Source organism: Photorhabdus sp. S10-54, from assembly GCF_963878145.1.
Classification (GTDB): Bacteria; Pseudomonadota; Gammaproteobacteria; order Enterobacterales; family Enterobacteriaceae; genus Photorhabdus; species Photorhabdus kayaii.
Window position 1 is genome coordinate 70,361 of record NZ_CAWNXG010000019.1, and the last position, 24,964, is coordinate 95,324.

General features: G+C 40.0%; 21 protein-coding genes and 1 pseudogene. 7 read left to right on the top strand and 15 right to left on the bottom strand.

Annotated elements, in window-relative coordinates; genetic code table 11:
• Positions 1-38: 38 nt before the first annotated feature.
• Positions 39-671, bottom strand: coding sequence for a multifunctional acyl-CoA thioesterase I/protease I/lysophospholipase L1 (tesA, locus tag AACQ83_RS12485; protein WP_192881020.1), 633 nt, complete (start codon positions 669-671; stop codon positions 39-41).
• On the opposite strand from tesA, the gene ybbA reads away from it, so the two are divergent.
• Entirely contained in the window at positions 642-1,328 is a 687-nt protein-coding gene (ybbA, locus tag AACQ83_RS12490) for a putative ABC transporter ATP-binding protein YbbA (RefSeq protein WP_112877977.1), read from the top strand. The two genes, tesA and ybbA, sit on opposite strands and share 30 nt — an antisense overlap.
• Positions 1,325-3,757 carry a putative ABC transporter permease subunit YbbP gene (gene ybbP, locus AACQ83_RS12495; RefSeq protein ID WP_112877978.1) on the top strand — a complete coding sequence of 811 codons (2,433 nt, stop codon included), beginning with the start codon at positions 1,325-1,327 and terminating at the stop codon, positions 3,755-3,757. Before ybbA ends, ybbP begins: the two co-directional genes overlap by 4 nt.
• Before the next feature lie 92 nt (positions 3,758-3,849).
• Here ybbP and AACQ83_RS12500 read toward each other — a convergent pair whose 3' ends face one another.
• From AACQ83_RS12500 to AACQ83_RS12510, 3 genes are all read right to left on the bottom strand, one after another.
• Positions 3,850-4,905: an LLM class flavin-dependent oxidoreductase gene (locus tag AACQ83_RS12500; RefSeq protein WP_112877979.1), complete on the bottom strand. Its 1,056-nt coding sequence runs from the start codon at positions 4,903-4,905 to the stop codon at positions 3,850-3,852.
• Positions 4,906-5,090: 185 nt separating this feature from the next.
• Positions 5,091-6,365, bottom strand: a complete 1,275-nt coding sequence (locus AACQ83_RS12505) for an MFS transporter (protein WP_112877995.1) — start codon at positions 6,363-6,365, stop codon at positions 5,091-5,093.
• A gap of 55 nt (positions 6,366-6,420) precedes the next feature.
• Positions 6,421-7,308, bottom strand: a complete 888-nt coding sequence (locus AACQ83_RS12510) for an outer membrane protein OmpK (protein ID WP_192881018.1) — start codon at positions 7,306-7,308, stop codon at positions 6,421-6,423.
• A 918-nt stretch (positions 7,309-8,226) separates the two neighbouring features.
• Between AACQ83_RS12510 and AACQ83_RS12515 the strand changes: the two genes are divergently transcribed.
• Positions 8,227-8,847 carry a riboflavin synthase subunit alpha gene (locus tag AACQ83_RS12515; protein WP_112877980.1) on the top strand — a complete coding sequence of 207 codons (621 nt, stop codon included), beginning with the start codon at positions 8,227-8,229 and terminating at the stop codon, positions 8,845-8,847.
• A gap of 191 nt (positions 8,848-9,038) precedes the next feature.
• On the opposite strand, the gene AACQ83_RS12520 is transcribed toward AACQ83_RS12515, so the two are convergent.
• The 5 genes from AACQ83_RS12520 to ppiB form a co-directional block, all read right to left on the bottom strand.
• Positions 9,039-9,272: a hypothetical protein gene (locus tag AACQ83_RS12520; RefSeq protein WP_112877981.1), complete on the bottom strand. Its 234-nt coding sequence runs from the start codon at positions 9,270-9,272 to the stop codon at positions 9,039-9,041.
• A gap of 101 nt (positions 9,273-9,373) precedes the next feature.
• The gene (purK, locus tag AACQ83_RS12525; protein ID WP_112877982.1) at positions 9,374-10,459 is read right to left on the bottom strand and encodes a 5-(carboxyamino)imidazole ribonucleotide synthase; all 1,086 of its coding nucleotides are present in this window, start codon (positions 10,457-10,459) and stop codon (positions 9,374-9,376) included.
• Positions 10,456-10,986, bottom strand: coding sequence for a 5-(carboxyamino)imidazole ribonucleotide mutase (purE, locus tag AACQ83_RS12530; RefSeq protein WP_112877983.1), 531 nt, complete (start codon positions 10,984-10,986; stop codon positions 10,456-10,458). Before purE ends, purK begins: the two co-directional genes overlap by 4 nt.
• A gap of 150 nt (positions 10,987-11,136) precedes the next feature.
• Complete coding sequence (gene lpxH / locus AACQ83_RS12535; RefSeq protein ID WP_112877984.1) at positions 11,137-11,859, bottom strand: UDP-2,3-diacylglucosamine diphosphatase; 723 nt, start codon at positions 11,857-11,859, stop codon at positions 11,137-11,139.
• 10 nt (positions 11,860-11,869) lie between these two features.
• Positions 11,870-12,364: a peptidylprolyl isomerase B gene (ppiB, locus tag AACQ83_RS12540; protein ID WP_112877985.1), complete on the bottom strand. Its 495-nt coding sequence runs from the start codon at positions 12,362-12,364 to the stop codon at positions 11,870-11,872.
• A gap of 267 nt (positions 12,365-12,631) precedes the next feature.
• On the opposite strand from ppiB, the gene cysS reads away from it, so the two are divergent.
• The 3 genes from cysS to AACQ83_RS12555 all read left to right on the top strand — a co-directional run bounded on the left by cysS (position 12,632) and on the right by AACQ83_RS12555 (position 14,834).
• Positions 12,632-14,017 carry a cysteine--tRNA ligase gene (gene cysS, locus AACQ83_RS12545; protein ID WP_112877986.1) on the top strand — a complete coding sequence of 462 codons (1,386 nt, stop codon included), beginning with the start codon at positions 12,632-12,634 and terminating at the stop codon, positions 14,015-14,017.
• Between the two features lie 224 nt (positions 14,018-14,241).
• On the top strand, positions 14,242-14,490 hold the full coding sequence (locus tag AACQ83_RS12550) for a type II toxin-antitoxin system HicA family toxin (RefSeq protein WP_112877997.1): 249 nt from the start codon (positions 14,242-14,244) through the stop codon (positions 14,488-14,490).
• Complete coding sequence (locus AACQ83_RS12555; protein ID WP_112877987.1) at positions 14,487-14,834, top strand: type II toxin-antitoxin system HicB family antitoxin; 348 nt, start codon at positions 14,487-14,489, stop codon at positions 14,832-14,834. The genes AACQ83_RS12550 and AACQ83_RS12555 overlap by 4 nt, the downstream gene beginning before the upstream one ends.
• 191 nt (positions 14,835-15,025) lie before the next feature.
• On the opposite strand, the gene AACQ83_RS12560 is transcribed toward AACQ83_RS12555, so the two are convergent.
• The 4 genes from AACQ83_RS12560 to AACQ83_RS12575 form a co-directional block, all read right to left on the bottom strand.
• Entirely contained in the window at positions 15,026-16,876 is a 1,851-nt protein-coding gene (locus AACQ83_RS12560; RefSeq protein WP_112877988.1) for a phage tail protein, read from the bottom strand.
• 662 nt (positions 16,877-17,538) lie between these two features.
• Positions 17,539-18,189, bottom strand: a complete 651-nt coding sequence (locus tag AACQ83_RS12565) for a CoA transferase subunit B (protein WP_112877989.1) — start codon at positions 18,187-18,189, stop codon at positions 17,539-17,541.
• 2 nt (positions 18,190-18,191) lie between these two features.
• A complete protein-coding gene (atoD, locus tag AACQ83_RS12570) occupies positions 18,192-18,851 on the bottom strand; it encodes an acetate CoA-transferase subunit alpha (RefSeq protein WP_112877990.1) in 660 nt (219 codons plus the stop codon).
• Between the two features lie 612 nt (positions 18,852-19,463).
• Positions 19,464-20,570 carry a hypothetical protein gene (locus AACQ83_RS12575; protein ID WP_112877991.1) on the bottom strand — a complete coding sequence of 369 codons (1,107 nt, stop codon included), beginning with the start codon at positions 20,568-20,570 and terminating at the stop codon, positions 19,464-19,466.
• 869 nt (positions 20,571-21,439) lie between these two features.
• Between AACQ83_RS12575 and AACQ83_RS12580 the strand changes: the two genes are divergently transcribed.
• Positions 21,440-21,907 (top strand): hypothetical protein, encoded by a 468-nt coding sequence (locus AACQ83_RS12580; RefSeq protein WP_112877992.1) that lies wholly within the window; start codon positions 21,440-21,442, stop codon positions 21,905-21,907.
• A gap of 472 nt (positions 21,908-22,379) precedes the next feature.
• On the opposite strand, the pseudogene AACQ83_RS12585 reads toward AACQ83_RS12580, so the two are convergent.
• Together AACQ83_RS12585 and AACQ83_RS12590 are read right to left on the bottom strand one after the other, a co-directional pair.
• A pseudogene (locus AACQ83_RS12585) lies at positions 22,380-23,396 on the bottom strand (IS630 family transposase).
• 197 nt (positions 23,397-23,593) lie between these two features.
• Positions 23,594-24,634: a hypothetical protein gene (locus tag AACQ83_RS12590; protein WP_112877993.1), complete on the bottom strand. Its 1,041-nt coding sequence runs from the start codon at positions 24,632-24,634 to the stop codon at positions 23,594-23,596.
• Positions 24,635-24,964 lie beyond the last annotated feature (330 nt).

Below are 24,964 nucleotides of genomic sequence, written 5' to 3' on the forward strand. Positions count from 1 at the left end.
TTATAGACATCAATTTGTTGAAACTAATAGTTTACTATTCAAGAATAATTAAGATGTGCTGATAGTGTGTCAGACATCCAGTCGGCGATAAATGGTTGAGCTGCCAGATTGGGATGTAATCCGTCTTGTTGCACCCACTCCGGTTTAATAGCGACTTGTTCCATATAAAACGGGAGCAGAGGGATTTGATTGTGTTCTGCCAGTTTGGGGTAAATCTTGGCAAAAGATTCGGTATAACGGCGCCCATAATTTGGTGGCAGACGGATCTGCATCAATAAAGGCTGAATATTGGCTTGTTTCACTAAAGTAATGATCTGTTGCAGATCTTGTTCTGTTTGTTGTGGGGGAAAACCGCGTAGTCCATCGTTGGCACCCAGTTCTATCAGTACCCAACGAGGTTTATGTTGTTTAAGTAATTCAGGTAGCCGCTCAAGGCCCTGAGCGGCGGTATTACCGCTGATGCTGCCGTTGATGACCGTGATTTTATTGCCAGATTTCTGCCATTTTTTTTCCATTAAAGCAGGCCATGACTGTTCAATAGGCAAATGGTAACCGGCACTAAGGCTATCACCGAGAATCAGAAGGGTATCAGCCGCAGTCGCTCTGGCGCTAAATAGCACCATCAGTAAAAGGAAAAGTAAATGGTAACGGGGAATATTCTTGAAGTTCAGCATCTCAGTAAGCACGTTGGTCAGGGAGAACATAAGATCACTATATTGCAGGGAGTTGAGTTGGTTGTCGAGTCGGCACAGACTATCGCTTTGGTGGGAGAATCGGGTTCGGGTAAATCCACATTGCTTGGCATTATTGCTGGGTTAGATGATGGCAGTGACGGTGAGGTTCGGCTGCTAGGGCATAATTTAAGCCAGATGAATGAGGAGCAGCGGGCGCAACTCCGGGCTGAAAGTGTTGGTTTTGTCTTTCAGTCATTTATGTTAATTCCGACGTTAAACGCATTAGAGAACGTCCAGCTTCCTGCTTTATTACGTGGTGAGTCTGAAAATAGTAGTAGGAAACAGGCGGCTGAATTGCTTGAACAACTGGGATTGGGGAAGCGTTTGAAACATATGCCGGCACAACTTTCTGGCGGTGAACAACAGAGGGTGGCATTGGCACGGGCATTCAGCAGCCAACCCAAAATTCTGTTTGCTGATGAGCCAACAGGTAATCTGGATCGGCAAACCGGTGATCGTATTGTTGATTTACTGTTTTCTCTGAATCGTGATTATGCCACAACATTAATTTTGGTCACTCATGACAGCCAGCTTGCGGCCCGTTGTCAACGTTGCTTGCGGTTGGTTGATGGAAAATTGAGGGAAGAAAGATGATTTGGCGTTGGTTTTGGCGCGAGTGGCGCACACCTTCTTTATTGATTGTCTGGTTATCTCTTACCTTGGCGGTAGCTTGTGTACTGGCTTTGGGCAGGATCGGTGATCGCATTGATCAAAGTGTTCATTACCAGAGTCGGGATTTTCTGGCGGGTGATTTAGTCTTGCGTGCTGCTTATCCGGTAGATGAAGAATGGTTACAGCAGGCGAAAAAACTGGGATTAAAATTAAGTCGCCAGCTCTCTTTCACCACAATGACTTATGCCGGGGACATTCCTCAACTTGCGAATGTAAAAGCCGCAGACAGTCATTACCCGTTATATGGTGAACTGGAAACCCATCCACCGGGTTTGAAAGCGGAAAAAGGCACGGTGCTGGTCGTGCCTCGTTTGCTTGAACTATTGAAAATCAAAGTTGGCGATAATCTCGATGTGGGTGATACCACGCTTAAGGTGAGCGGAGAATTAATTCAGGAACCAGACAGTGGTTTCAATCCCTTTCAGATTGCACCAAGGATTTTGATCAATCTTGATGATGCGCAATCTACCGGGGTGATTCAGCCGGGTAGCCGTCTGACTTATCGTTATATGTTTTCGGGTGATAAAGAAGCGGTTTATCAGTATCAGCAGCTCATTGATCCCCAACTTAAAGCTGATCAGCGCTGGTATACCTTGAAACAAGATAGTGGAGCGCTCGCAAAATCTATTGAAAGGGCACAGCAATTCTTGTTGTTATCGGCTTTGCTAACGTTATTACTCGCTGTCGCCGCGGTAGCAGTATCAATGACTCACTATTGCCGTAGCCGCCATGATTTGATGGCTGTGCTTAAAACACTGGGGGCGGGGCGTTGGGCGTTGCGTAAATGGGTGATTGGTCAATGGCTGGTGATATTGATTGCGGCGGCGCTGGTGGGGACGCTTTTGGGATTGATGTTTGAATATCTGCTCGTACAGATTTTGGCACCCATGTTACCGAAGATGTTGCCGCAAGCCGGATTCTGGCCGTGGATATGGGCGTTAGGCGCGTTATCTGTTATCGCCTTACTGGTAGGAATACGTCCGTACAAGCAGTTAATGGCAACCCAACCATCACGGGTGCTGCGTGATGATATTATTGCGCCTATCTGGCCGTTGCGTTATTACTTGCCGTTGGCGGTATTGGTGGTCATTAGTGGGTTGAGTCTGTTAGTTGGCGCCAAGCCCATGTTATGGGCGTTACTTGCAGGCATGATGATGGTTGCGCTATTACTAGCCGTGTTTGGTTGGGGAGGATTGTGGTTATTACGTCATTTGAAACTCCGCCAACTCAGTTTTCGTCTGGCGGTTAATCGACTACTGCGGCAGCCGTTTCAAACAGTAGCTCAATTGGCGGCTTTCTCTTTATCATTTATGTTATTTGCTTTGTTGCTGGTGGTCCGAGGAGACTTGCTTGACCGTTGGCAGCACCAATTGCCACCGGACAGTCCAAACTATTTTCTGATTAATATGACTGGACAGCAAATTCCACAAGTAGAACATTTGCTGGCTCAGTATCAGGTTAAACCTACGGCATTCTATCCAGTGGTATTGGCTCGCTTGACGGAAATTAATGGTCAGTCAGCCATCGCGTGGGCAGAGGCCAAAGAATCGGATAGCAACACGGTGCAGCGGGAATTGAACCTGACATGGAAAGAGGAGTTACCCCCGTTTAATACCTTGGTTGCAGGTTACTGGCCGCCAAAGGCGGATGAGGTCTCCATTGAGCAGGGGCTTGCTGAGCGTTTGGCAATCAAAATCGGCGATAAGCTAACATTTAGTGGTGATACGCAGCAATTCAGTGCCATAGTTAGCAGTATTCGACTGGTAGATTGGGAAAGTTTGCGGCCAAATTTCTTGTTTATTTTCCCGAAACAAGCATTAGAGAATCAGCAGCAAACCTGGTTGACCAGTTTCCATTATGAGGGAGAGGGTCGCCTTCTGACGGATCTTAATCGTCAGTTTCCAACCTTGAGCCTACTTGATACCGGCGTGATGATTAAGCAAATTCAGGGTATTTTGCAGCAGGTAAGTAAGGCATTAGAGGTCATGGTTGGGTTGGTCATGGTTTGTGGCGCATTATTGCTATTGGCACAGGTTCAGGTAGGGATGCATCAACGGCAACTTGAACTAGTGGTTTACCGCACCTTGGGAGCCAGTAAACAGTTACTGCGTCGTACGCTGTGGAGTGAATTTGCTTTGCTTGGATTAATGGCGGGTTTTACTGCGGCACTTGGCGCTGAAGTTGCGCTTTGGTTATTGCAGACCAAGGTATTTGATTTTCCGTGGCAACCAGAATGGCAGATGTGGCTGTTATTACCAATAATCAGCAGCTTGTTACTTTCATTGTGTGGGAGTTGGTTAGGGCTTCGGTTGTTACGGGGTACGGGATTATACCGGCGGGTTCAGGGATAAAAGGGCGATATTTGCAGACATTCAGGGAATGGGTAATCGCTCGTCGAGATGTGATGAACCCATTCCCTGGCTTATTGTCCTATTATCGTTGTTTAGGTAAATTCGACTCTAAGTTGTGGCAATATTTTCTCGCCGAAAGTGGTTAACCCCTTAACATAATCAGGGAAGATCAACATAACCCCGTCCAGTTCGCATTCACGGAGTAAATCTGACAATTGTTTACAACATGTTTCCGGGTTGCCGATAGCTGTGTGGGTCATAAAAGCATTTTGGGATCTTTCAACCATCGCATTGCTTTTTCCGCCAATATCGACGCCAAAACTGTGCATCATGTTTTTAACTGCGTCTATATCCAGGCCATCACGATAGAATTCAGCCAGCGTTTCAGCTTCTTCATCTGTTTCAGCGCAAATAATCGTACACATACAAAAGGTTTTGGTAGTTGTACCGTATTCGACTGCAAGACGTTTAGCCATCAGACTAATTTGTCGCGTTTCTTCTTCATCTTTACCACCGATGAAACACACATCGGTGTTACGCACACTAAAACGTAACCCACATTCTGATTGACCGGCACAGACCAAATAAGGGCGCGGAACGGAAACAGGTTTAGGTTCAGAAACACAATTCTTGAAATTAAAGTAATCTCCCTGATGATTAACCTGCTTCTCACTCCAAAGCCGTTTGATCAATTGGGTCCACTCTTCGGTCATTGCGTAACGTTGATCGTGATCTAAATTGTTATCCCATTCCCCCATTTGTTCAAATTCGTCTTTGAAGGAGCCAGAGACAATATTCAGCCCGGCGCGTCCATGACTAATTTGATCCAGTGTCGCAATCATTTTGGCTGCCACGGCGGGATTATGCAGCCCGGCATGCATGGTTGCGATAAGCCGGGCATGATGAGTCACTTCAGCAATACCTGCCATCATGGTAACGGATTCCAGAGAACAGCCCCAATGTTCCGTTTCACCACCAAAGCCATGCCATTTGCTCATTGACATAATGAAATCCAAACCAATTTGATCAGCCAGAATAGCCGCTTCACGGTTTTGCTGATAAGAAGCATCGAGTGGTGGTGTATTTTTGGAAATAATCCATCCACCTTTCGCTATGGGTAGAAATACACCGAATTCTTTCTTTGCCATGATTAATTCCTTGTTTGTCTGTGGTAAGGAATATCTTATATACCCTATGGATTTCAAGATGCATCGCGACGGCAAGGGAGTGAATCCCCGGGAGCATAGGTAACGATGTGACCGGGGTGAGCGAGTGCAGCCAACAAAGAGGCAACTTGAAAGATGACGGGTATAGGTTCATTTTATTGTTAAATTCAGTTAAGTAATGTGTTGTCATCAGAACATTTCTTCACGATTTGTGAAGGTGGTTGCATCATGAATGTGACAATCAAAATAGTTAGTACCGGTATGGCGATAATGAGAAATGCCGGTGTAAAACTACCTGAATAATCCTTAATTGCGCCCACCAGAAAAGGGGCGATACAGGCGATAGTGGAGATCAGATTCATCACCGAGAACAGTTCCAGATAAGGCGTGCGCCCAAAATAATTGAACAGCAATATACTGGATGCCAGAAAAGTCATGCCATAACCGATGCCAATACACAACGTGAACAGGATTAAAAATGTCCATGAGGTGGCGGCACTGAGTGCGATAAGACCACAGATAATTATCGACAGACTGCCGATAAGCATTTTTTTGGGATCGAACCATTCACCAACCGCGCCTCCTGCAAATCGTGAGAATGCGTTGATAAAAGCCAAAATACTGAGTGAGGAAGCAGCAACAGATTCGCTGAATCCGTTTTCAGTAATATGGGCGACCGCAAAACTATTAACGGTTATCCCACACAGTAAAAAAGCAGTATAAGCGGCTGCAATGGCATAAAATTGCCAGGTGTGCAGTGCTTGCCGGACATTCCATATTTCCTTGGTGCGATAGATATTGGAGGGGAGCTGGTCTTGTTGATTTTTGCTAATTCTTTCAGCGTGGGCGTTTTCCTTTTTACCTTCGCGCATAAATAAAATGGTTAATAAGCTGATCAAGGTGAGTGATATCCCGGAAATTGCCCAGTGCATACGCCAGTTTTCCCAAAATACTGTTGCCAGGAAATAGATCCACGGACCGACCACGCCCCCTAATCCACCGATGGTGAAATAGATACCAAAAGCCAACGACTGTTTTTTAAAAAGTCGGCTAATGACATAAGTGCCGGGAACAGTCGCCATAAGACTAAAGCCGATCCCTAATAGTGTTGTACCGGTAAAATAGGCCGCGATACTGTGGGTGTTATAGAGGATGTAAAAACTGGTGATAAAGGTGAGCGTACCAATCATCAAAGTGGCGCGGACGCCTGTACGACGAATAAACATCGCTGGAAGGTAACTGGACAGCCCACATGATAGGCCAAGTAAGGTGAACCCCAGACCGGCATCCGTCCAACTCCAGTGTAATTCCTTGATCATGCTAGGTAATACAACGCCTAGCGAAGTAAATGTGGTTGCGGTGACCAGAAAGTAAATCAAACCCAAAAGTATCAGTAGGAGCCACTGATAAGTACGTCCGAACTGGTCATGTTGAATGGGCATTTTGACTCCATCAGGATAAAGGCCATCAGAAAATTTCTGATATTTTATTCCGATATCAGAAAAAACTATATCGAATAAAGATCCCATAGTTAAATTGATCCGTTCGATAATAAGGGGTATCTCTTATTTTGTATTTATTTTTTATGGGGTTCAGAACAATGCCAGTCCATAAATGACCGGGTTGATGACCAAGGATCTTTCCCAAATCGTAATGTAACTCTGGTTTGAAATCGATAGTTTCAGATTGCCCATGTAAACCTAAGGTATAGTCAAAAGTCCCGACAACCCGGAAATCCCCTAAGCTATTATTGAAGGGAATGCCGTAATCGATATGAATTCGCTGATCATTCCAGCTTCCTTTGGCATTATTCTCAAAATAAAAAATTGTACGTAGCCAGCTAATCCAGCTAGCTTGCCAGTCAATACTGATACCGGGGAAATAGTCGTAATCTATCCCCTTAGTTTTGGCAATCCATTGAGCGAACAGAATATCTTTTACCGGCCCAAAAGAGATGTCATTACCAGTGACTTTACTCAAGCTCACTCTGGGGACAAATTTATAATAGTAGGTGCTTTTATCACCTTGGTAATCACCTTGCAGTGAATTTTGCCAAATACTATAGACGTACATATCGCCGACACTGTAGTCGCCGAAAGCCTCTAAAATCGGTGAAATGGTTTTTTGGGGATCGACTCGATTTTCAAATTGCATATAAAGGCTGGTATCAATCGATTGAAAATTAACAAAATGACTGGCCTGAGCTTGATTGATTGCCGGTAGCAATAATAGTATTGCAGGTAATCCGCTTTTCTTTAATCTGGTGTTGATCCAATACCAAGCTGTTGTTTGATAAATAGCGCAAGAAGATGGAAACGAGGACCATAAGGCGGAAAAAAACTGTAGGCGGTTTTTAGTATCGTGGGCTTTCCAGGTAAATAACACGAGGGTTTCCCTTTTCGTATGTTGTCAGACTAATTAATGGTAATAACATTGATCTAATGGAGAGGTTTTGTCAAAGGGATATTTGGTTTTGTTGATGAATGTTGAATAGTATAGAAAAATAAGATTATTCTAACCTTAGTCATTTCTCAGTGTTAGTAATATATTGATTATTTAATTAGCGATAGGTTGTTTATTCAATTTGGTGTTGAGAATTGGGGAAAATATTATTAATTAATGGTTTTGTGAAAATATTTTTGTAATTATATTTTAGTTAACTTAAATCTATAATTTATTTCCATTAATTAATCTGAGTTTTTAATGAGAAATAGCCATGAGAAATAAAAATAATAAATTAGGTCTGTTTTTTTATCATCAAAATAATTTGTGAATTTAAATAATTATTGCTTTGATTTTAAAACATAGATTAAAGTATTTTTCATGGAATAGAAACATAATAAATGTTTAAAATGATAACTGGTTTGATTTGTGTTTAATAAAAAAGAGATTGTAAATGAAATGTTGTAAATTATAGTTCTTTGGCTGGTGGTTTTATTATGATATGCTTTTAATCAAATGATAAATATTCAAGGTAAAGTGTTTCCATAAGTTAGAAAAATAATTTTCGACTCTATTTTTACTCATGTTTGATAATTATCAATTTAATAGTAAAAAATCATCCATTCCACAAAAAGCTTGATATAATTAAAAACAATAGGGTAAAGTAGTTTATTGGCTTTTAAATGTGTTATTAAAATTTTGATTTAAATCAAGTATATAAAAGATATTTTGTAAAATATGAGGTAGTAAAATATGGTTAATAGAGCTAATGAATTTTTATTAGACATATTCGTATAAACCATAAATTATCTTAATGTAACAAGGGTGTTTCTACTTAAATATGAATAAAAGAGGGTGATTATGTATACTGGAATTGTGCAAGGAAAAGAAAACGTATTATCTCTTGAGAAAAGAGAGGGATTTAGTACATTGACCGTCAGTAATAATAACCATTTCTTTGATGATGTTCCTGTGGGGGCTAGTGTTGCGATTAATGGTACATGCCTGACTGTCACGCAATTTAAAAATGATATCGTTTATTTTGATATATCAGATTTTACGGCTGATGTGACCACATTAAAGATTTTAAATGTAGGGGATGAAGTTAATATTGAAAGATCACATCAAATGAATAAAGAAAATGGCGGTCATAGCTTATATGGGCATATTGAAGGTGTGGCAGAAGTCGTTGATTTTATTAAAACTGGTGAAACTTATCGATTAGTGATTAATATTCCTGGAGATAATATAAGATACTTTTTTCATAAAGGTTTTATTGGGTTACATGGTTGTAGCTTGACAATAAATGGTATAAATGAAGAAGACAAAACCATAGCATTAAATTTAATTCCAGAAACGTTAAGGGCCACTAATTTTGGTAATATTAAAGTTGGTGATTTGCTTAATTATGAAATAGATCAAACAACGAGAACAATTGTAGATACTATATCTAGATCGATTAATGCTAGTAGATCAATATGATAATTGAAGAAATATAAATAGGTTGGAATGAGTTGAGGTGTGAAGCGGTAAGTTACTTTACTTCCGCTTCCACATTTAATTTCAGGCCATTGGATGACAAACGTCTGATTATTTTGATGTCCATTTATCATATGTTTCATGATAAATAGTTAACTTGAGTTTTGTTCAAGATAGTGAATTCTGAGCATATTTTATTGGAAAATTTTGTCCCAAAATTCATCTATGGTATCTACACTTGTACCACCACGTTCCAGTTCATGGATCGCTGCCTGCGTTGTAGCATTAGGAACATGGTGTTTTTTTGTTGCTCTAGTTAATACCAGACGGACAAAACTAGACATATCCAAACTATTATCCCGGGCGGCTTGTGCCACCGCATTTTTCAGTTCTTCAGAAACACGAACTTTCAATATAGCCGTATTCATATGTGCCTCTCTGTCTCTTACTATGTATCCTTTCTGTAGGACTATTGTGGACACGAATCAAGACAACAAGATCAATAAACAAACAATTCTAGTGTTAGACGTTAGCTAATTAATTTTTCCTGAGCCCATTCAAGGCCACTCTGATATTCAGGGGGCAGCATGGGAACAAGTTTCTGCAATGTATCTTTTAATTCATTTTTATCAAAGTGAGAAAGATTAAGATGACCGACTTTACGTGCAGGACGGACTTCTTTCTCATACCAATGCAAATGTACCAATGGCAAGTTGAGCCATTGGGTATTGATATCTGTGCCAATCAAATTGATCATAACTGACGGCGCAGTCACTGTTGGCCGAGGCATGGGCAAATCCAGAATAGCGCGAAGATGTAATTCAAACTGGCTGATAGATGCACCGTTCTGAGTCCAGTGACCGCTGTTGTGAACGCGTGGTGCGAGTTCGTTGATCAGTAAATTATCACCGACAATAAAACATTCCATCGCCATCACGCCGATATATTTCAACTCGTGCATAATAGCTGACAATATACTCTCGGCCTGTTGTTGTAAATGATAATGCTGTAAATGGTCATTTTCTTGAGGAGAGACAATACTGGCACGGAGAATGCCATCTTGATGCAAATTGTGCGTTAAGGGATAGAACACACAATCGCCATTTTTATTGCGGGCACCTACCAGTGAAACTTCGCCGGAGAAAGGAATGGCTTGTTCAGCAATACATTCACCATAAATATCGGCGGGTAATGCTGTTTCATCGCCGGGACGAATACGCCATTGCCCGCGGCCATCATAACCACCCATGCGGCGCTTAACGATAACGAAATTACCGAGTTCAGAGAATAATTGCGGCCATTGGTTGGCCTCAGAGAGTAATTGCCACGGAGCAGTTGCCAGACCAAGGCTATCCATTAACTGTTTTTGCGGCAGACGGTCGGCCAGACGGGGAAAGATATCTCGATTAGCGAAAGCCTTATGGCGGGCAAGTTCTTGGGTAAGCGCTGTTTCCGGCCAGCGCTCAATTTCAGCGGTAATAACGCTATTCTGATAAGGAACCGCTTCGGGTTCTGCATCGAGGCCAACAGGATAAACCGTGATACCTAAAGGCTCACCAGCTTGGCGTAACATGCGGCCGAGCTGACCATTGCCTAATACACAAACTGGCTTCATGCTTCCTCCCGCGGATCGGGATTATCGAGTACATCCTGAGTTTGTGTTTCACGCCAATGGCTAAGGCGTTTCAGTAAATCTTTATCATGACGCGCCAGAATCTGTGCGGCCAGTAGGGCTGCGTTTGCCGCGCCGGCTTTTCCAATCGCAAGCGTACCAACAGGAATCCCTTTTGGCATCTGTACGATAGAGTAGAGGCTGTCTACGCCATTAAGAGCGGCGCTTTGTACGGGGACGCCGAGAACCGGGACCAGCGTTTTAGCTGCCAGCATGCCGGGTAAATGGGCGGCGCCACCGGCGCCAGCGATAATGACATCAAAACCGTTTTGTTCCGCTTGTTGGGCAAAACTAAAGAGTTTATCGGGCGTACGATGGGCAGAAACAATTTCAACGTGGAAAGGTACATTAAGAGAAGTGAGAATATCAGCCGCGTGCTGCATAGTCGTCCAATCGCTTTTAGAACCCATAACAATGGCGATTTTGGCATTGTGTTGAGTTATTCCTGCTAAATCAGGTTGGGCAATCATAAATCAAATGCTCCTGTGTTTTAACGTCCACCAGAATGAAAATAACGCTTTAAGGCCGCGGATCATATCATGCTCACAAGCTAAGGAAAACGATTGCGTTACTTTATACTTTTGTTGTGACACTTGTATATCGGGTGTGTTCCCGATTAATCAGAATGGGAAAGAGATAAGATCGATTGATTTATCCGTTACTTTGAACATCGATCCCTGATGATGCCATGCGCCAAGTACACCACGGTAGACGGTTTTATCATGCAGAGAAACTTCATGTACAAAAGGGCGGTGGGTGTGTCCGTGGATCATCCAGTCAGCTTGATACCGCTCAAAAGTGTCAATAACAGCTTGCTGGTTTACATCCATAATAGCTTCGGATTTTCTGCTGTTGACCGATTGGCTGTTTGCTCGCATTTTTACGGCAATTTTTTGACGGGTAGACAGAGGTAGCAGTAGAAACAGACGTTGGACCCACGGGGTATGAACCCGCTTACGATATCGTTGATAACTTTCGTCATCAGTACACAAGGTATCGCCGTGCAGAATAAGCACTCGTTTACCGTACAGTTCCAGTACTTTTTCCTGTGGGAGCAAGATAATGCCACTCTCTTTAGCAAAGCGCGAACCGAGTAGAAAGTCACGGTTGCCATGAATAAAGTAACAGGTAATACCTTGTTGTTGCACAGTTTTTAGTGCGCTAGCGATTTCACGGTGGAGAGGGTTGTTATCATCATCGCCGATCCAGTAATCGAACAGATCGCCGAGAATATAGAGGCTATCTGCCTGAATGGCATCCTCACGCAAGAAACGCAGAAAACCGGCAGTGATTGCCGGTTCATGTTCGCTGAGATGTAAATCCGCAATAAAAAGTGTGCACATATTCAGTGAGTTATTCGCTGATAGTCACTTTTTCGATGATAACATCTTCGAGTGGTACATCTTGGTGCATACCGCTGCGACCGGTAGAAACGCTTTTGATTTTATCAACAACATCCATACCTTCGACCACTTCGGCAAAGACGCAGTAACCCCAGCCATCAGGGCGCTCAGATCGGAAGTTCAGGAAATCATTATCAACAACGTTAATGAAGAATTGTGCAGTTGCTGAGTGTGGATCGTTAGTACGGGCCATTGCCAAAGTACCACGGTTATTTTTCAGACCGTTATTGGCTTCGTTTTTGATAGCTGCATCAGTCGGCTTTTGTTTCATACCAGGTTCAAATCCACCACCCTGAATCATGAAACCGTTAATAACACGGTGGAAAATAGTATTATCGTAGAAGCTATTGCGGCAGTAGTTCAAGAAATTCTCAACAGTTACAGGAGCTTTATCAGCGAAAGTATTAATTACAATATCGCCAAAATTGGTATGGAAAGTCACCATAATTGAAATCCTAATAATAGTTTTGATTAACCCGGTTAGGGCATTTGGACCAGGCGGCTTTTATATCACATCTACCATAATGAGTCAGTACCTATTAGTTTCAGTAGACTATATTGATCGCTAACCTTGCAAAGCGCTTAATATCAGGTTTCAATATCCTATTGGATTATGCCATATCGAGCATTTATTGATGAGATAAGGGCATAAATCCAGGATTATCAATTCGTTATTTTTAACACACGTACAGTGAATTTACGGAAAATCTCGATGCTAAAAATTTTCAATACCCTCAGCCGTCAGAAAGAAGAATTTAAACCAATTCATCCAGGGAAAGTAGGGATGTACGTGTGTGGTATCACGATTTATGACCTGTGCCATATTGGTCATGGCAGAACCTTTGTTTCTTTTGATGTGGTTGCTCGTTATCTGCGCTATCTGGGATACGATTTAACTTATGTCCGCAATGTGACTGATGTTGATGACAAAATCATCAAACGGGCAGCAGAAAACAGTGAAAGTTGTGATGATCTGACTGGCCGGATGTTGGCAGAAATGTATAAAGATTTTGATGCGCTGAATATCTTACGTCCTGAGCTGGAACCTCGTGCGACCCGGCATATCCAGGAGATTATTGCGCTGACTGAATCGTTGATAAAACGTGATCATGCTTATGTCGCAGATAATGGCGATGTTATGTTTTCCGTCGAGAGTGATCAGGATTACGGATTGCTTTCCCGCCAAGATCTCAGCCAGTTACAAGCAGGGGCGCGAGTGGAAGTGGCTGATGTTAAGCGTAACCCGATGGATTTCGTATTGTGGAAAATGTCCAAGCCTGGGGAACCAAGTTGGGAATCGCCGTGGGGAGCGGGCCGTCCGGGTTGGCATATTGAATGTTCTGCCATGAACAGTAAACAGCTAGGTAATCATTTTGATATTCATGGTGGTGGCGCTGATCTGATGTTTCCGCATCATGAAAACGAAATTGCGCAATCTACTTGTGCCCATGATGGTCCGTATGTGAATTACTGGATGCATTCAGGGATGGTGATGGTAGATAAAGAGAAGATGTCCAAATCGCTGAACAACTTCTTTACTATCCGTGACGTATTGGCATATTACGATGCAGAGACAGTGCGTTATTTCTTGTTGTCAGGCCATTACCGCAGTCAACTTAACTATACAGAAGATAACTTAAAGCAAGCTCGTACCGCACTTGAACGATTTTATACAGCTCTGCGAGGTACAGATGCTTCTGTACAGCCGGCCGGTGGCGAAGTATTTGAGGCGCGTTTCATTGACGCAATGAATGATGATTTCAATACGCCAGAGGCTTATTCGGTACTGTTTGATATGGCACGTGAAATCAACCGCCTGAAATCAGAAGATATGGGTGCAGCGAATGGCTTAGCGGCTGAATTACGCAAGTTGGCGGGTATCTTAGGTTTGTTGCAACAACAGCCGGAACAATTCCTGCACCGTGGTGTTCAGGCTGACGATGAAGAGATTGATAAAATTGAAGCACTGATTAAGCAGCGTAATGATGCCCGTAAAAATAAAGATTGGGCGCTGGCAGATTCTGCTCGTAATCAGTTAAATGAGATGGGTATTGAACTGGAAGATGGTCCGCAGGGGACAAGCTGGCGTCGTAAGTAAGCCTGATAGAGTACAACTGCCTTGATAATTAAGGCTTCCTTCTTGGGGAATCTCAGATTGATAACAAAGGTCTAGCCATCGGATATCAACAGAATCCCACTTTTTAAGTGGGATTCATCAGCAATCTGAAGGGCACTAACGCCCCTTTTTGTTGCACAAGGAACTTGACTTATTTGATATTTGTAACTACCGTTAGTTACATTCTTGTGAAGAAGGACAAGTACATGAGCAAAGCGGAGAAACTGATAGAAAAGTTTCTTAATAGCCAAAAAACTTTTGAATGGTCTGAACTTGTTGTGTTATTAAGCCTATTAGGCTATGAGAAACAAGAAAAGCAAGGTTCAAGGGTACGATTCTTCAATGAATCATTGAATCACATAATTTTAATGCACCGCCCTCATCCTGAAAATTACATTAAAGGTGGTACACTAAAAGCTGTGAAACAGACTTTAAAAGAAGTGGGGTTGATATGAAATATTTAAAATATAAAGGTTATTTAGGTACAATTGAATTTGACCTGGAAAACAATACCCTTTTTGGTAAATTGGAATATATCCGCGATTTAGTGACTTATGAAGCAAAAACAATTGCAGAATTGGAAAATGAATTTAAAATCTCAATTGATTTGTATTTGCAAGACTGCAAGGAATTAAATAAAAATCCTGATGTGCCATATAAAGGGGTTTTTAATGTTAGAGTTAATCCAGAATTGCATAGAAAAATTGCAGAACTAGCACTTGAAGAAGATGTGACGATTAATGCTTTCGTGAATCAAGCGCTAGAAAATGAAGTCAGTAAACATCATGTAGGGTCTTAATAGCCTCATCGGATTAATGACAAAAGTCTAACCATCGGGCCAGGTCTTTGAATAGAGGCACTGGAAAATGGATACCTCGATATACTAAAAGACCCCACACTACAACAATACGATTGACATCAACAGAACCCCATTTTTTGAATGGGGTTCGTCAGCAATCTGGGGCTTCCTTTTAGGGAGACTGATCCTAATTACATTTCAGGTAGTTGCACACGAATATTAATGACTCTTCCGTCTGGAATATCGCAGGGTTCAGCATCATTGTAATAAACGACTTCTCCTGTTGCAGTTACACTTTTTACGCGCTTATTTTGAGCAAATTCTGGAGCGTCTTTATTCTGACGATGGTAACATTCAATTGTTATATCGCCGCTGGCTGTGTCTACCGATTCACGAATCCAAATCAGATTTAACCCGTTGCTGTCCGCCGGGATGATAGTTCCACCGTGAATTCCCCACGCACCATCTTTGGCAAAACCGTTGCAACCGCTGATGCGATATTTCCCTGTATTTATACGCTTAACAGTTACTCCCTCAGCTTCGCTGGTTAACTCGTAAGTTCCGTCTGGATGAATATCGACAACTGGGCTGGATACTCTAAGAATGCCGTTAGCGTCGGAGCGGGCGTTTTTGTCTGTCCAAAGTCGGCTAACTTTTGTATTTCCGCCCCCATCATTTCCGTGGATAAAGCTAATACCTGCATGGTCATAATGCGCGACAAATCCCGCCCATGTATCATATATTCTTGTTACATAGCCGCATGACCACGGATATCCAATGCCACCATGATTTTCTCCAAATCTAAGTGCATGACCGCCCAGCGGCAATGATCTTATCCATGCGGTAAAATCACTTATATTCGCTGGATTAATATGTTTTGCTTGGATAAATTCAGATCCCTCGGATTTTGCATATGCCCCGATATCCGCCGGCGTCGGTTTATTTTTTGTTGTATAAATATCAGTCCAATCTTCCTCAAAACCATAATTATCACGGGCAGAGCGATAAGCAATTCCCCGGTTTTTGTACAGCACTTTCAATTGAAAAGCTGGGCAGCTTCCAATGCCATTATTGAAATGAGCAATATGCGAAGAATCTATTCCAGGATTCAGCAAATCATATAACCCTGTGTTTGCGTTCCAGGGGATTGGATTATTAACAGTGTATCTTTCTGTTAATCCGAGCTTAAATGCCCCAACATCCGCTGCCGTTGGTTTATTTTTTGTTGTATAAATATCAGTCCAATCTTCCTCAAAGCCAAAATTATCACGGGCAGAGCGATAAGCAATTCCCCGGTTTTTGTACAGCACTTTCAATTGAAAAGCTGGGCAGCTTCCAACGCCATTATTGAAATGAGCGACATGCGAAGAATCTATTCCAGGGTTCAGTAAATCATATAATCCTGTGTTTGCATTCCAGGGGACTTGATTATTAACAGTGTTGTTTCCTGTTAATCCAAGCTTAAATGCCCCCACATCTCCAGCGTTCAGACTGATATCCCCGGTTAACGCTTTTCCATTAATTTTTCTACTATTCGGTACCGCATTTTTAGCTAAATTGCCGGTTTCTGCTAAGCCGAGATTTTTCACAAACGCGTTTTTATCAAGAATGTCTGCGCCATTTTGGTTTTTTGCTAATCTGTTGTTAGCATTATCATTTACATCAGAAACAAGTTTCTGAGTGACTGCAAGTGAATTGCTGTTGCCTGTTTTATCTGTGAGTTGAACAATTCCTTTCTGAGTTAGTGAAGCACTTGGAATTTCTGCCGCAATCTTTTTTTCTAAGGCTTTATTTAACTGAGTAGTGAGTTTGACTATATCCCCATCGTCCAGAACATCATCGCCATATTGTGTCGCGATAAAATTAGCTATTGTAGACGATATTGTTGAAGATTGACGCAATACCTTGTTGAGTAAATGAGTAGTAATATTCTCTGGTGGAAATCCAGTCTTTAAAGCCGAGCTTGTTTCATACCCTTCCTGGCTTACTACGTTAGCATTATTACTAATAGAAAAAGCTTTAAAATCGTTCTTGGGACTCATATACTTTCCTCAAATTAAATAATACTATTTTATAATTAACATATTGAATTATTGTAAAAATGATTCCTACCAACTCATGCCGATCATAGTCTAGTAAGGAATGAGAATAATGGAATATTCTTATATCTTATGAGGTTAACTATTTTTGTATGGTTGATGGCAGTAAATAATCGGAAATTTCGTAACCAGATATATATTGAATAATGTCGAGCGTGGAGGTGGGTTTATTTTTTGAGTGTAAGGTTAAATGCATAAATAAAATAAAAAATTGATTTATCTTTAGTTATATAGTTGGAAAGAAACGATATAAGTTATGAAACTGCATGAAAATATTTGTACCCGTTATCCTTCAAGTTGCCTCTTTGTTGGCTGCACTCGCTCACCCCGGTCACATAGTTTGCTATGCTCCAGGGGATTCGCTCCCTTGCCGTCGAGATGCATCTTGAAATCCATAGGGTATATATCAAACTGGTCGATGTGAAGGAGAATTTGGTTTATTTACTCACTGTTATTCGGCTCTTTGCTATTTATAATCCGACCAGTGAACATTCATGGTCGGTGAACATTCATGAATAGTCGCATAGTACCGCAGCGATTGGTGAGGTGGTGGAATAGCGCTGATAAAACCAGCTAATGATTCTGCTAATTATGCTCATTTTCTCCTATACCGGTACAGGCATGACTTTGAGGTCATGTGCGATGCTAAATTCTGCTTCAGTTTTTTCTCGTAGAGTCTCTAATGTGACATTTGGCGCATGTTCTTTCAGGATTAACTGACCCTGTTCAAAGCAGAAGACACCTAATTCAGTGACAATCATGCTGACTTTATTGATGGCGGTAAGTGGCAGAGTACACTGTTTGAGGATTTTTGCTGAACCGTCTTTGGTGCAATGTTTCATTGCAATGATGACTTTGCGAGCACCGGTGACAAGATCCATTGCCCCTCCCATACCAAGGACCATTTTCCCCGGTATCATCCAACTGGCTAGGTTGGCATGCTGGTCAACTTGCAGACCCCCCAGAATACAGGTATTGACGTGACCGCCTCGAATAAGGGCAAAAGAGAGGGCACTGTCAAATATGGCAGCGCCGGGCAAGATGCCACAGGGGTTTCCGCCAGCATTGACCAGATTGGGATGTGCTTCTGTAATGGGACCAAGGCCTAGAATGCCGTTTTCTGACTGGAGAGTAATATGAATGTTATCCGGCAGATAATTAGGGACTTGCGTGGGAATGCCGATGCCGAGATTAACAACATCGCCATCTTGTAGTTCGAGAGCAACACGGTGGGCAATAACTTGTTGAGCATTCATTATTAATTTTCTCCTGGATAAACGATGTAGTCGATCAATGCGCCAGGTGTTATCACGCAGTCCGGTGAGATTTCACCTACTTTAACCAGTTCATTCGGTTCGGCAAGTGTAATATCTGCCGCTAGGGCGATTACTGGGTTAAAATTTCGGGCACTGAGTTGGTAGGTGAGGTTGCCATGATGATCGGCAAGATGAGCTTGAATCAACGCGAGATCGGCACGTAGCGGGAGTTCCAATAAATAGTCTGTTCCATTGAGGGTGATTTTTTGTTTTCCCTCTTCTACAACAGTACCTACCCCGGTTGGGGTTAGGAATCCGCCCAGACCGGCTCCTCCGCAGCGAATACGTTCGATCAACGTTCCCAAAGGAACCAGTTCTACTTCTATTTCTCCAGCAAGCATTTTGCGTCCGGTTTCCGGATTAGTGCCAATATGTGAGGTAATGACTTTTTTCACTCTGTCATTAACCACAAGGGGGCCTATGCCGGCGTCGATACGGCCAGTATCGTTAACAATCAGAGTCAGATTTTTTACACCGGAATGCAGTAATGTGGTGATTAAGCGGGGAGGTGTGCCTATGCCCATGAAACCGCCAACCATAATGGTCATACCGTCATAAAAATGTGCCATAACTTGTTGTATGCTAATGAGTTTATTTTTCATATTAATTCCCTATATATGATATATGGATATAAGCGCTTATCTTTAAGTTTAGCAATAGGTATGCCAACCACAGGATTTAAATAAGAATATTTTATAATTAACTGAAATTTAATTAATTCTACTTATCGGGTTGAGGAAAGTGTGTTCAGGTTTATACGAACAATAAATAAGCGGGGTACAAAATCTTGCACAGGTGTGCACGTTTTGTTTCGCTATTTCTTGAATGACAAACAGGTGATTACCCGATAATGAGAATCTCGTCAGTAATGAATGTCGGATGAGGAGGAAAGGAGGCAGTTTTTCTGCTAACGATTAATTTTTGCATTTTTACATTTTCCTATGCATTTCCTATGTAGTACGTAACGCCATGAAGCATGCATACAAGTATCGGTTTTAACATCCTAAGTGATAACAGGTACTATGTAACAGAAACGGCGGTGATTGGGAGTATAGAAAGCGTTATTGAGTAGGAGCAAGGGCGAAAATAGGTAAGTGTGAGGGGCTTCTAATGGGATTGGTTCACTTTAGCCTTATAGGTGTATGGTGTAGGGATGATCTGTTAATACCGGGAGGCACAGCATTGTATTCTATGCCGTGCCTTGAATCTATTTACTAAGATAATCTTAGGTTAGGGTCTATGAGAGAGATAGTAATAGTACCGACCTGATTACCGTTGCGAATATCTTTTCCATAATTAAAATCAAAATATTTCATCTGATCTCCGGTTTCTACTACCTTTCCGTTAATCGCTGTGAAATTTTTACGTAGCAGTGTATTGAGGCCATAGGCATTAGCATCTTTTGGTGCAACATCAATGACGACTTTTCCTGTATTCTCTTTTCCTTCAGCCATGAAATTGAATACACCTTTAGGGTAGTTTTCTCTGTGAATATCTAATGGAAAGTGGATGCCATCTATAGAGTTGAGATTTAATAAAGTCGCTCCGGCTTTTAGGGTGAAGTTTGTGTCGAATAAAGGGCAACCTTTTTCATCTAAATCAGTTCTTATGTTTAATACTTGAGAGCTTATTAACATCTTTGCATTATCTTGTAAGATAATACTGCCACCATCTATATGAACATGATGGCTTTTAAGCATAGCTTTAGAGAATTCAGTGATAGAGAAATCACAATTTAGTGAAATATTACTTTCTAGCACTTCATTATTTTCTTGTGTTTTTTCTACAGGCTCTACAGTAAGACGGCTTATTCCTGACATAACCACTGTTGATTCTCTTAATTTTGTATTTATGTGGTTGCTAATTCTTACAATACCAGCATTTTCTATTTTGAAGGTACTTGAGTTTTGTAGTTCAATTCTATGTCCATATCCGCCTAAAATTTCACTATTAAGATAAAAGTTAACAGATTTTTCTTTTTTTCCAGATATTATGAGATTTCCAGATATTATGGGCTTTCCAGATATTATAAGATTTCCTGATAATATTTTTATTGTTTTTGATAAAATTTTATTGTCTGGATTATCTTGGGCAGTCTGTAGTGGCCTAAGAATAGGCCACCTAATATTATAGTCGCTAGGGCGAGCATTTTTATCAAAAGACAGTATTAATGTATTTTCTCCAGCATCCATTGTGAAGGTGGTGCCAATTTCTTTATTAAATGAGTATATTGGAGGAATCCTGCTGCTACCATACTCTTCAGTGTATGTTTGATCTCGATCCGGATACCAAATAAAATAGTTTTCAGAGTTTTCGTTCATTTTTAGCCCTTAGTATTAATTTTTCATAATTAAAATTTGTTTAACATAAATATAGTTCAAAATAAGTAGATTTCAAGATACTTTCAATTTATTTTATTGTGATTTTGTTACTGTTGAATGGAACCTGATATCAGTGCTTTTCGCTGTTTTTGGCAAAGAATTTTCAATGGTTTATTTATATAATGAATAATATTATGGGGTAATGGTTTATTTCTAAAATCTAATTCGCTGATTAAGCCAACTTGTTTTCTTATATGTGACTAAAATCTCAAAAGAGAAAATTTCTAATTTCCATGTGCTTTATTATCGATTGCCAAATGACGTGATTCTCTGATGGGGATCTTATTGAGGGAACATATACTGAATATTATAATGCATTGTAACTACTGCAATAATCACAGAATTAATTGCAAATACACCTAAGTGTGATGATTTTTAGGATAGTTAATTTTATTATGAAATAATAATAAGTATGAGCATAATATTATTCTGTTTTATATTGCTTGTCGGCATTCAGAGAGAAATAATTAACTGATTTTACCTTTTGATGTAATGATTTTGTGGTTTTAAATGTTTCAATGTGGAAATGGATAAGATGTCATGAAATTATTTTAAAATTTAGTGGACAGGAGTGGAAATTTAGCTATATTTAATTAACAACGTAACATGATAAATAAAAATAATAATGCCTTTGTGGAATAGAAGATAAAGTTTACTACCAACAATCAATTTTAAGCTCAAGGAGGTGATTAGAGATTAGTTCATCAATTTAATTAATTTTGAATTTATATTGTGTTTTTGAATGCAAAGATTAATGCTATTCAAAATCTTATCATGATTTTTTTAATTTAATAATATAGGTGGATGAAATGAAAGAAAAAAATATTGAAGATATAGAAGAGTTACAATCTCTCGTTGATAATCAAGTACCTTCATATCTTAGTATAATCGGTAATTATGTAGGTGAACTTAATGAGATGTATTTAACTCACCCAACTGGATCTCAGTCATTGCTACCACATACTATTGAAGCAAACGGTGTATGGCATTGTTCATATTTATCAGTTCCGCGGATAGGTCCTAATACTAATCCTAATGTTAATAGTCCACTTCTTTTTCAGGTTTCAACATTTGCGGAACATGTTGGAAATATTTGGGTGTTCCAAGAAGCAAGGAGTATTAAAGGCGTAATGAAGTTTTATGTTGGTGAAAAATTCAATTATCTGGCGGCAAAAGAGATTAGAAATTTTAATCCACAGACAATGGCATCTAAATATTTAAAATTAGTTTGCGGAACACCAGGAAATCTGACTTCGCTTACTCCTGTATTGTACTAGAGAAAGATAGGTTGATTTTCAAACTGGATTTATTTTTTATAGATTAACTGTATTCTATGATGAATTATAAACTAGTCGTAAATTCAAATGATTTTTTTCCATATTATAAATGGAAATAGATGTGATTGATTGACTAGTTTAGCAGTTTTTAATTCTTAGTTTAAGGCTACGTTTTGAAACGTAGCCTTATTTTATATTAATCTAATATGGTGTGGTTTTTGTGAAATCAGAATGATGATACACAATTTCATAAATAAGTGTTTCTAATGAGATGATTCTCAATTCATGTTCCAGAAACGGAAAGAATTGGCTGGATTCTCTCAACAATTATCACATATAACAATATGGGTATTTTTAAGTGGTTATTTAATGAGATGATAATCTGATTTTGTTCAGTTTTATTATCTTATAGTATAAATATAACATGCTGACTTATAAATGAATTTTCATAATTATGATACACTTTCTCTTTTTATTCTCGGTTAGTCCTATAGGAAAATGAATTTAAAAATATTTTCACTTTTTCGAGCAACTGCCACATATAACTGGCAGCAATGATTTCGCGTCACTGTTTCATGCAGGGATTGCCACAGGCGTTCAATTTTATTCAGCTAGGGGGAGTAAACAGGTAAAAACAATAGGTTAAATTTAGGGTGACGGGCCAGCTAATCACTGACTCACCGGCTTTTGTGAATACTATAATTATCCAAAATCAATGTGAGGGTTTCAGCATGACAATATTGGTGATCAAGTTCTTCTAATGCATTGATAAATAATCGAGAATTTTTATTTAACCCACCAACATAAGTGATTTTCCCTGTTTGGATATTCAGGCAACCCGCAAGGTAATGTTTTTGGTTTTTTCCGGGTGTCACTATACGTTTCTGCTGCCTTTTTTTAAATACCCGTTAGCGCCGATTTTTGGATTTAGCTCGATATCGACTTCATCTTCATAAAAAACAGGATGTTTTTCCGAGCACGTTGACAATGCCTCGGTAATTTTCGCCATTTTTTCATGGTATTCAGGATCGGGTAATTTAAGCGTTGGGGCTGCTCTTCACCAAACGATACCCATTTTATGTAAGTAATGATAGAAGGTGCTGATGGATAATTTTATATTTAATAATGCATTGATTTTAATTATAAAAAATTCAAGGCTCCAATGATAACGCAAGCAACCAAATTGTTGGGGAAAATGTTGCAATAAAAAAGACAGCAAAGGATAAAGTGGGATTAAATTCCAGACCATGGGTCTGCCCGCCAGAAGGTTTTTTAACCCTTCCAGACCATATAAAGTAAACCAATTTATCCAGCGATTGACGTAAGAACGACTGGCACAAAGGGTTCTGGCGACTTGTGAAACAGCCTCACCGTGATGTAGCATCAACATGGCCATGAGTCGGCGAGCATAATTTTTATCTCAGGTGCTCTGGATAATTTTTTTCATCTGGCGTCGTTCATTGCGGGGTATCAGTGCTATGATAGGCATAACTCAGTCCGTTTAGTGGTTTGGGATTTTTTGCAATTGATCAGATCGCAAAAACTGGACTGAGTTCCCTCCAAGTGATCTACTATTTTGAAAAGTTATTTATTGATACGGAGTGGTACGTTACCTTATTCGATATCGTACCATAAGAGTAAAATTAATTTTGGTCTATTGAACATTTATTTCTAATATGATTAATATTAATTTTTAAGTGATATTGTTACAGTGCCAATTTCATGACCATTGGTAATTTCATTTCCATAACTGATGTTAAAGGATTCTTTATCTGCTACTTGACCATTGAGATGTATGAGTTTCTTCTCAAATATCTTTTTTGTGAAAAAATAAGGGTCTTCCTTTGGTCCCGGTTTTTCGAAATTAATAGTAATTTTTCCTTCATTCTTGCCTTCTGTATTAATGAAATTAAATAGACCTTCTGGATATCCTCTGTTGTCAGGTATGTTGTCAGGTATGTTGTTAAAATAGAGTGGGAAATGGATGCCGTCAAAAGATTTCAATTTTAGTGAGGGAGAGCCTGCTGTAAGTTTGAACCATGTTTTGTCTTTTTCTATGTCATTTTTCTGCATTATACCGTTGTTAATCAAGGTTACTGTCGATTTGTCTTGTATACTTATATTACAGTAATTAAAGTTTCCATCTCCAAGATAGAGATTACTGCTTTCAAAAGTGAGCTTAGATGATTCACTTAGAGAAATTTCACTAGCTAGAAATATAAAGGCGGGAACATCGTCTTCTATTTTTTCTTTTTGTCTTATTTCAAATTGACTGTTTCCTGACATTATGAGTTTTGGCGGTTTATCGGAAACAACATAATCTATAAACATAAATACAGTTCCTGGATTTTTGATGCTTAAGATACCTGATTTTTCAAGGTTAAATTTAGCACTTTCAGCACAACCTAAATAAGCCACGGTGTTATTTCTATTTTCCGATAGATAGACTACTTCTAATGTTCCTGCGGATACATTTATATCTAATCCTTTCCTGCTGTCAGTCATTGTTCCATCATCATTGCGAGTAAATTCTGGCCAATAGATAGGTATATTATCAGAATCATTTTGTAGTGTTAATGTTTCACTTTCAGCGTTCATTGTGAAATTAGCGCCACCTAACTTATCGAACGAATCGGATTGAGTAGATGAAAGAGTGATAGATCCAGTCCCATAATCTTTGGTATATACCTGAGAATTCTTTGGATCCCATTCAAAGTCTGTGCTCATTTTTAACCCCTCATAAAGGATGAATATTTTTTTCATAATTAAACATAGTTAAAATAAATATAGTTCAAAATGGGTGAGTTTCAAGGTGTTGAATGAATTAGTTGTATATTTTTTCAATTTTCTTTCTGGAAATAAATTCAACTACAGTGCATAGATCAATTCCATTTACCGTCAATAAGATTACCTGAAAATATATTTTATTGGGCAGATTCGACTAATAAGTGCAATTTTTCAGAAGGGCGGTCAGTTGCTATAGTAGGCATCTTTCTCGCCAAAGGAAAATGCACTATGGCCTATACACAACTGACCGAAACAGAAAGATACCAGATT

Bases quoted from the DNA above. Each gene is read 5' to 3' on its own strand.
- ybbA (WP_112877977.1), top strand. From the start codon at position 642: ATGGTAACGGGGAATATTCTTGAAGTTCAGCATCTCAGTAAGCACGTT.
- ybbP (WP_112877978.1), top strand. From the start codon at position 1,325: ATGATTTGGCGTTGGTTTTGGCGCGAGTGGCGCACACCTTCTTTATTG.
- AACQ83_RS12500 (WP_112877979.1), bottom strand. From the start codon at position 4,905: ATGGCAAAGAAAGAATTCGGTGTATTTCTACCCATAGCGAAAGGTGGA.
- AACQ83_RS12505 (WP_112877995.1), bottom strand. From the start codon at position 6,365: ATGCCCATTCAACATGACCAGTTCGGACGTACTTATCAGTGGCTCCTA.
- AACQ83_RS12515 (WP_112877980.1), top strand. From the start codon at position 8,227: ATGTATACTGGAATTGTGCAAGGAAAAGAAAACGTATTATCTCTTGAG.
- AACQ83_RS12520 (WP_112877981.1), bottom strand. From the start codon at position 9,272: ATGAATACGGCTATATTGAAAGTTCGTGTTTCTGAAGAACTGAAAAAT.
- purK (WP_112877982.1), bottom strand. From the start codon at position 10,459: ATGAAGCCAGTTTGTGTATTAGGCAATGGTCAGCTCGGCCGCATGTTA.
- purE (WP_112877983.1), bottom strand. From the start codon at position 10,986: ATGATTGCCCAACCTGATTTAGCAGGAATAACTCAACACAATGCCAAA.
- lpxH (WP_112877984.1), bottom strand. From the start codon at position 11,859: ATGTGCACACTTTTTATTGCGGATTTACATCTCAGCGAACATGAACCG.
- ppiB (WP_112877985.1), bottom strand. From the start codon at position 12,364: ATGGTGACTTTCCATACCAATTTTGGCGATATTGTAATTAATACTTTC.
- cysS (WP_112877986.1), top strand. From the start codon at position 12,632: ATGCTAAAAATTTTCAATACCCTCAGCCGTCAGAAAGAAGAATTTAAA.
- AACQ83_RS12550 (WP_112877997.1), top strand. From the start codon at position 14,242: ATGAGCAAAGCGGAGAAACTGATAGAAAAGTTTCTTAATAGCCAAAAA.
- AACQ83_RS12555 (WP_112877987.1), top strand. From the start codon at position 14,487: ATGAAATATTTAAAATATAAAGGTTATTTAGGTACAATTGAATTTGAC.
- AACQ83_RS12560 (WP_112877988.1), bottom strand. From the start codon at position 16,876: ATGAGTCCCAAGAACGATTTTAAAGCTTTTTCTATTAGTAATAATGCT.
- AACQ83_RS12565 (WP_112877989.1), bottom strand. From the start codon at position 18,189: ATGAATGCTCAACAAGTTATTGCCCACCGTGTTGCTCTCGAACTACAA.
- atoD (WP_112877990.1), bottom strand. From the start codon at position 18,851: ATGAAAAATAAACTCATTAGCATACAACAAGTTATGGCACATTTTTAT.
- AACQ83_RS12575 (WP_112877991.1), bottom strand. From the start codon at position 20,570: ATGAACGAAAACTCTGAAAACTATTTTATTTGGTATCCGGATCGAGAT.
- AACQ83_RS12580 (WP_112877992.1), top strand. From the start codon at position 21,440: ATGAAAGAAAAAAATATTGAAGATATAGAAGAGTTACAATCTCTCGTT.
- AACQ83_RS12590 (WP_112877993.1), bottom strand. From the start codon at position 24,634: ATGAGCACAGACTTTGAATGGGATCCAAAGAATTCTCAGGTATATACC.